This window comes from Pseudomonas sp. GL-R-26, assembly GCF_019947365.1.
In the GTDB taxonomy this organism is placed as follows: domain Bacteria; phylum Pseudomonadota; class Gammaproteobacteria; order Pseudomonadales; family Pseudomonadaceae; genus Aquipseudomonas.
This window is the reverse complement of record NZ_JAGYGI010000028.1, coordinates 62547-69782: the sequence shown is the minus strand read 5'-3', so window position 1 is coordinate 69782 and position 7236 is coordinate 62547. Positions and strand designations below refer to the sequence as shown.

Annotated in this window: 5 protein-coding genes and 1 pseudogene; 3 read left to right on the top strand and 3 right to left on the bottom strand. The window is 60.1% G+C overall.

What is annotated here, in order from left to right:
* The 3 genes and pseudogenes from KGA96_RS24040 to KGA96_RS24030 form a co-directional block, all read left to right on the top strand.
* Window positions 1-129 (top strand): annotated as a pseudogene (locus tag KGA96_RS24040) (ABC transporter permease); the annotation flags it as partial.
* 526 nt (window positions 130-655) lie between these two features.
* On the top strand, window positions 656-1012 hold the full coding sequence (locus KGA96_RS24035) for a DUF6124 family protein (protein ID WP_046040755.1): 357 nt from the start codon (window positions 656-658) through the stop codon (window positions 1010-1012).
* 185 nt (window positions 1013-1197) lie between these two features.
* Window positions 1198-1827 carry a class I SAM-dependent methyltransferase gene (locus KGA96_RS24030; RefSeq protein ID WP_046040753.1) on the top strand — a complete coding sequence of 210 codons (630 nt, stop codon included), beginning with the start codon at window positions 1198-1200 and terminating at the stop codon, window positions 1825-1827.
* 117 nt (window positions 1828-1944) lie between these two features.
* On the opposite strand, the gene KGA96_RS24025 is transcribed toward KGA96_RS24030, so the two are convergent.
* From KGA96_RS24025 to KGA96_RS24015, 3 genes are read right to left on the bottom strand one after another with little or no spacing between them, the layout of a single operon-like run.
* Window positions 1945-4995 carry an efflux RND transporter permease subunit gene (locus KGA96_RS24025; protein WP_046040751.1) on the bottom strand — a complete coding sequence of 1017 codons (3051 nt, stop codon included), beginning with the start codon at window positions 4993-4995 and terminating at the stop codon, window positions 1945-1947.
* Window positions 4992-6056, bottom strand: a complete 1065-nt coding sequence (locus KGA96_RS24020) for an efflux RND transporter periplasmic adaptor subunit (protein WP_223465384.1) — start codon at window positions 6054-6056, stop codon at window positions 4992-4994. Before KGA96_RS24020 ends, KGA96_RS24025 begins: the two co-directional genes overlap by 4 nt.
* Complete coding sequence (locus tag KGA96_RS24015; protein ID WP_046040748.1) at window positions 6053-7156, bottom strand: efflux RND transporter periplasmic adaptor subunit; 1104 nt, start codon at window positions 7154-7156, stop codon at window positions 6053-6055. The genes KGA96_RS24020 and KGA96_RS24015 overlap by 4 nt, the downstream gene beginning before the upstream one ends.
* Window positions 7157-7236 lie beyond the last annotated feature (80 nt).

The following is a 7236-nucleotide window of genomic DNA, read 5'->3' as shown; positions in this document are numbered from 1 at the left end:
GCCTATCGGTATGGGTATCAGCGCTTTGATAGCCAGATCATGCTGACGGTGATTGTGTTGCTGGTGGCGGTGGTGGCGGTGATTCAGTTGGGTGGGGACCGGTTGGCGCGGGGGTTGAACAAGCGCTGACGAGCTGAAGGTCACCATGCTTTTGTGGCGAGGGAGCTTGCTCCCGCTGGGCTGCGAAGCAGCCCCAAACCATTCAGTGCGGTGTGTCAGTGAAATTCGGGGGACAGATTTTACGATTGCTGCGCAATCGAGCGGGAGCAAGCTCCCTCGCCACAGGTGATCACATACTTCCAGAGGGAAGTTTTCGTACAGGGAAATCAGCCGTTCCGCAGGCCTGTTCCCTTTCCTTTGCAGGACATTTCCTAGATCATTTCGCTCGCTTGCGCCTGCCAAATCCGGTGGCTAGTCTCGGTCCGTCACTGCTCATCAGTGATCGGGTTTAGTAGCCCGGAACAATAGGCGCATAGCGATTCCATGCTCATGTCCGGCAAATTTTGCCGCATGCAGAATATGGTGGCTGTGCGTGGGGCACCTTCGGGTGCACCGGTTTTCCTATTGACCGGCCTACTAACCTGCGTACAGCCGCCACCCAATCGTTTAGTAGGCGATAAGTGATGGCTCCCATGCAGCAATAGGAGCAACACTCATGAAAAAATCCGTTCCCGATCCGCCTCCCGAAAATCCCACCAACGAAACCGTCACCGATGATTTGCTCAGAGATCGTTCCGCGCTTTACCGCGCCATTGATTTCCACCTCACCGGCAAACAACCCACACCACCCGATGAAATGCGCTTCTACAACGTCAGCAAGGACGTGAGTTTTGAAGACACCCAACTCTATGTCGCCGACCTGCTGCGCTGTGCTTCGGTCACGGCGTATCAGTGTGGCGATCAACTCAAGGGCGCCGACCGTGCGATGGTGTACTCGATCTGGCATTTGCTGGAAATTGCCAAGGCGATGGTGGATCACTCCATTGAGTGTTTGGGGATGAAAAAGGGCTGAATCTTCTGTTTTCAGTGATATCGCCTTCGCGAGCAGGCTCGCTCCTACAGTTGATCCTCAGTGCACACAATATTTATGCACGACGCGAATCATTGTAGGAGCGAGCCTGCTCGCGATGGGCTGCGCAGCAGCCCCCGACGCCATGGCGTATATTCGGTGAATCCAAATTGCCTGCGCAGCCGACCATGAAGCAAACACCCGACGACCTCGAACAGATCACCACCACGACCCTGGGCCACTACAACTCGACGGCCGAAAGTTTCCGAGAAGGCACGCGCGATCACGACGTCAGCCAGAACATCGATGCCCTGCTGCGGCACATTCAGGGCGAGGCACCTTTCGACATTCTCGATTTTGGCTGCGGGCCTGGACGCGATCTGCAGACGTTCACCCATATGGGCCACAAGGCAGTCGGCCTCGACGGTTCGGAAAAGTTCGCGCAGATGGCCCGTGAGGACAGCGGTTGCGAGGTGTGGCAGCAGGACTTCCTGAAGCTTGATCTGCTGGCCGAGCGTTTCGACGGGATCTTTGCCAACGCGGTGCTGTTTCATGTTCCGCGTCAGGAATTACCACGGGTGTTGAAGCAATTGTGGGGAACGCTGAAGCCAGGCGGGGTGTTGTTCAGTTCCAATCCCCGTGGCGAGAATCAGGAAGGCTGGAACGGGCCGCGTTATGGGTCGTATCACGACCTGGCGGCCTGGCAGCATTTGTTGATCGAGGCGGGGTTTGTGGAGCTGGAGCATTACTACCGGCCGGCCGGGCTGCCGCGGGAGCAGCAGCCTTGGTTGGCGAGTGTTTGGCGTAAAGCTGTGTAGCCAGTTCCGACGCCTTCGCGGGCAAGCCCGCTCCTACAGGGAACCGAGTTTTCCTGAACAACTCGGTCAACCTGTGGGAGCGGGCTTGCCCGCGAATAGAGCGCGAAGCGCTCGCCCTTACTGCGCCTCTTTCTTCGGCTCGCGAATCTTGTACCAGGCCACATACAGCGCCGGCAAAAACAGCAGCGTCAGCAAGGTGGCGATGACGATCCCGCCGATCATCGCGTAGGCCATCGGCCCCCAGAACACTTCCCGGGCAATTGGGATCATCCCCATGCTCGCCGCCGCAGCGGTCAGCAGGATCGGCCGACGTCGATGCTCGGTGGCCTGCACCACCGCATCCCACGGCGCGTAGCCCTTCTGCTCGTACTCTTCGATCTGGGTCACCAGGATCACCGAGTTACGGATGATGATACCGATCAGCGCCAGAATCCCGAGGATCGCCACGAAGCCCATAGGCGTGCCCGTCGGCACCAGCGCGATCACCACGCCGATCAGCCCCAACGGCGCAACGCTGGCCACCAGGAACAGCTTCTGCACGCTGTGCAGCTGGATCATCAGGAAGGTCGCCATCATGAACAGCATCAGCGGCACAACCTTGGCAATCGGCCCCTGGGCCTTGCCGCTTTCCTCCACCGTACCACCGGTGGCGACCTTGTAGCCCGCCGGCAACTTGGCAGCGAAAGCGTCGATGGACGGCTTGAGGATTTTCACCAGGTCCGTCGGCTGGATCTCGTCACGAATCGCTGCTTTGATGGTGATGGTCGGCAAGCGATCCCTACGCCATACCAACGGCTGCTCCAGTTCGTAACGCACGGTGGCAAACGCCAGCAATGGAATCGACGTGCCGCTAGGCGTGACGATTTGCAGGTTCTGCAGGGTTTCCGGCGTTCCGCGTTCGGAATCCACCGCGCGACCGACCACGTTGATCAGGTAAATGTCGTCATCGACCTGGGTCACCGTCTGGCCGCTGACGATGCCGTTCATCAGGTTGGCCACATCCTCGGAAGACAGCCCCAGTTGCCGCGCCTTGTCCTGGGCGATGTCGATGCGCAGGACTTTGCCCGGCTCGTTCCAGTCGTAGATGATCTCGCCAATGTGCGGGTTCTTGTCCAGCTCCGTGGCCAGGTCGATGGCATGTCGGCGCACCTGGTCGATGTCCTTGCCGCTGACCCGGTACTGGATCGGACGCCCTACCGGCGGGCCCATTTCCAGTGCCTGGACATAGCCGCCGATGCCGACGAAGTCGTTGCGCAAGCGCTCGCGAAGCTTCTGCATCATGGCTTCACGGGTATGGCCTTTGCTGACGATCACCAACTGCGCGTAGAACGGGTTTTGCAGTTGTTGGTCCAGTGGCAGGTAGAAACGGATCGCGCCCTGACCAACGTAGGTGCTCCAGCGCACGATGTCCGGATCGTCCTTGAGCGTGGCTTCGAGGCGATCGACGGCCCGGCGGGTTTCGTCGAGCGAGGAGTTTTGCGGCAGGTTCAGGTCGACCAGGATTTCCGGGCGATCCGAAGACGGGAAGAACTGGTTCTGCACGTAGCGCATGCTGAACAGCGCCAGCACAAAACACAGCACCGTAATGCCGATGGCCCACCAGCGATTGCGCATGCACCACAGCAGCCCGCCGTTGAACGCCTTGCCGATGCGCCCGGGTTCGCCTTCATGGGGTTTCACGTTGGCACTGAGAATGTGCACGCCGATCACCGGCGCAAACAGAACCGCCACCACCCATGACACCAGCATCGCGCAGGCGATCACCGCAAACAGGGTGTAGGTGTACTCACCGGCGGAGCTGGCGTTCAAGCCGATCGGCACGAAGCCCGCTACCGTCACCAGCGTACCGGTGAGCATCGGGAACGCCGTGGAGGTGTAGGCGAAGGTCGCCGCCTGCTCCTTGGTCTCGCCCAACTCCAGGCGCGTGACCATCATCTCAACGGTGATCATCGCATCGTCCACCAGCAGGCCGAGGGCGATGATCAGTGCACCTAGGGAAATCCGCTGCATGGTGATGCCGCTGTATTCCATGAACACGAACACCATCGCCAGCACCAACGGGATCGAGCACGCCACCACCAGCCCGGCGCGCACGCCAAGGCTGACGAAGCTGACCAGCAGCACGATCACCACCGCCTCGAACAAGGCACTGGTAAAGCCGCCGACGGCCTCTTCCACCACCACGGCCTGGTCGGAGACGTTGTAAATGCCGACCCCCACCGGCAGGTCGGCGGTCAACTGGTCCATCCGAGCGTGCAAGGCCTTGCCGAATGCCTGGACGTTGCCACCCGTCTGCATGGCAATCGCCAGGCCGATGGCCTGCTTGCCGTTGTAGCGGAATTCCGGCGAGGCCGGATCGACATAACCGCGACTGATTTCGGCAATGTCGGCCAGACGATAGTAGCGGTCGTTGAGCTTGAGGTTGACCTCGGCCAGGTCTTTCTCCGAAGCGAACTTCCCTGAAGTGCGCACCGAAATCCGCTCCGGCCCGGCCTCGATCACACCCGCCGGGGTCACGGCGTTCTGAGATTGCAGGCTCTGCACCACCTGACGCTCATCGATGCCCAGCGCTGCGAGTTTGCGTGTGGAGAAGTTCAGGTACAGCACTTCGTCCTGCTGGCCAACCATCTCGATCTTGCCTAACCCCGGCACGCCGCGAATTTCCATGCGCGCCTGTTCCACGTAGTCGCGCAACTGACGCAGGGTCAAGCCGTCGGCGGTGAAAGCATAGATCGACCCGAAGACGTCACCGAACTCGTCGTTGAACGACGGCCCCTGTATGCCCTGCGGGAACTGGTACTTGATGTCGTTGATCTTCTTGCGCACCTGGTACCAGATTTCCGGGATGTCCTTGGAACTGGTGGTGTCGCGCAGGTACACGTACACCGTGGATTCACCGGGGCGCGTGTAGCTTTTTACATAGTCGAGGGAGTCGAGCTCTTCGAGCTTTTTCTCGATCCGGTCGGTGATCTGCTTGAGGGTTTCCTCCTGGGTCGCCCCCGGCCATTTGCTCTGGATCACCATGGTTTTGATGGTGAACGAAGGGTCTTCTTCGCGCCCCAGGTTGAAGTACGAGAACACACCCATCAGCAATGCGACGAACATCAGATACCAGATGAACGACTGATGCTTGAGGGCCCATTCCGAGAGGTTGAAAGGCCCTTTCATTGACTGTCCTCGTCGATTTTCACTTGTTGCCCCGGTTTGAGGCTGTTCACACCGGCACTGACCACCCGCTCGCCGTTCTTCACGCCGTCGGCCAGCACCACAGTGCTGTCGGTGCGGCTGATCACGGTGACGTCACGGGGGGAGACGGTTTTACTTTGTGCATCAATCACCCAGATCCGTGGCTTGCCATCGACCTCCTGCAGCGCGGTGACCGGCAACTCGATACGCGGCTTGATCGCTGAGCTCAGGGTGACGCTGATGGCCGTACCCAGGCGAAAGCCTGGTGGCGTTTCGGTCAGGGTCAAGCGGGCGCGACGGGTGCGTGTGGCGCTTTGAGCCTTGGGTTCGATCTCACGGATGATGGCGGTGGTGTTGATGCTTGGATCAAGTTGCGCAGCGACCAGGAACACCACATCGCTGGGCAGTTGATCGACCAGCGTATCGGGCAGGTCGATCACCGCTTCCTTGATGTCCGGTTGCGCCAGGGTCACCACTTGCTGACCGGCCGACACCACTTGCCCGGCCTCGGCGCTCCACTGGGTGACCACGGCTTTATGGTCGGCGCGCAGCTCGGTGTAGCCCAGTTGGTCCTTGCTCTGGTTGACGGCCGCCCGGGCCTGATCGAGTGAGGCCTGGGTGGTTTTCAGGTCGGTGTTGGCCTCGTCGAGTTGCGCTTGCGCGCCAACCCCGCGGTCAAACAAGGCTTGCTGACGCTGGGCCGTGGCCTTGGCGTTGATCAGTTGCGCCTGGATTTTCGACAGATCGCCCTGGGCCGAGCGCAATTGGTTCTGCTGGTCGGAAGGATCGAGGGTGGCAAGCAGCGTACCCTTCTCCACCTCGGTGCCGACATCGACGTTACGGCTGGCGATTCGCCCGCCCACACGGAAGCCGGTATCGGTTTCATAGCGCGCCTGGATGCTGCCGGCGAAGCGGCCCAGGTCCTCTTCGTTCAAGGTCTGGACCTTGATCGACAGCACCGGCCGTACCGGCGCTGGCGGCGGTTCGCTTTTGGAACAGGCGCTCAGCACCAGCCCGATGGACAACGCCCATAAAGGCTTCATGGCTTGGCTCCCCACGTCAGATCCTTGTAAGTATTTTCGGCAATTTCGACTTCCATGTCCGGGTGCAAGAGTTGTCCGCCCGCGATGATGACTTTGTCCCCGTCCTTCAACCCGTCGCTGATGATGACCTTGCCGGTCAGGTAGCGGCTGACCGTGACCGAATGCAATTGGGCCTTGCCCTTGTCGTCGACAATCCACACAGCAGGCTCACTGATGTTTTTGGTCAGCGCCGACCACGGCAACTCGATGGCCGACTTGCCCGATCCCCTGGCCGTGGCACTCACCACCGATCCCAACTGCATGCCGTCGGGCAGTTTGTCGAGGCCAACTTTGACCTGCACGGTTCCGGATTGCGCCGACACCGAGGGGGTCACTTCGCGCACGGTGCCAGTGGTCTTGATCGCCGGGTTGTCGAGCAGGCTGAGGACGATGGTTTGATCTTTCGGCTTCTCGGCCAGCAGTGATTCATAGACGTTGAACACCGCATCCCGGTCGCCGTCACGGGCAAGGCTGAAGACCGGCATGGTCGCCTGCACCACCTGGCCGACTTCGGCCTGACGCTCGGTAATGATTCCCGGTGCATCGGCGATCAGTGCCGTATAGCTCAGCTGATCCTTGGCATTGGCCAACTGCGCCTGGGCAGCGCTCAAGGCACTCTGACTACTGTGCAAGGCTGCCTGGGCCGAGTCGTATTCACTCTGGCTGGTGTAACCCTTGGGCAGCAATTTTTGCTGACGCACGAACGCCGCCGCACTCTGGGTCACCCGCGCCTGTTCGGCGACGACTTGCGCCTGGGCCGAATCGACACTGGTCTGCAAATCCTTCGGGTCGAGCCGGGCCAGCACTTGCTTGGCTGTCACTCGATCACCGACGTCAACCGAACGCTGGATGATCTTGCCACCCACACGAAAAGACAGCTCCGTCTGTATCCGCGCCTGGATATCACCGGTGAGGGTGACCGAAGCCGCGTAATCCGCCGGTTTGACGACTTGCACGAACACCCGTGGCAGGTATTCCTGCACGGGCTTTTTCTCGTCGCAAGCCGTCAGCAGGGTGACGACACTCAAGGCCATTACTACTTTCAATCCCGGAACCACCATGCAAACTCCTTGGCCTTTTTCATGTACAACACGACAGAGAGCTTAGAACAGGATGGGAACCTTGCACGAGCGTCTTATGA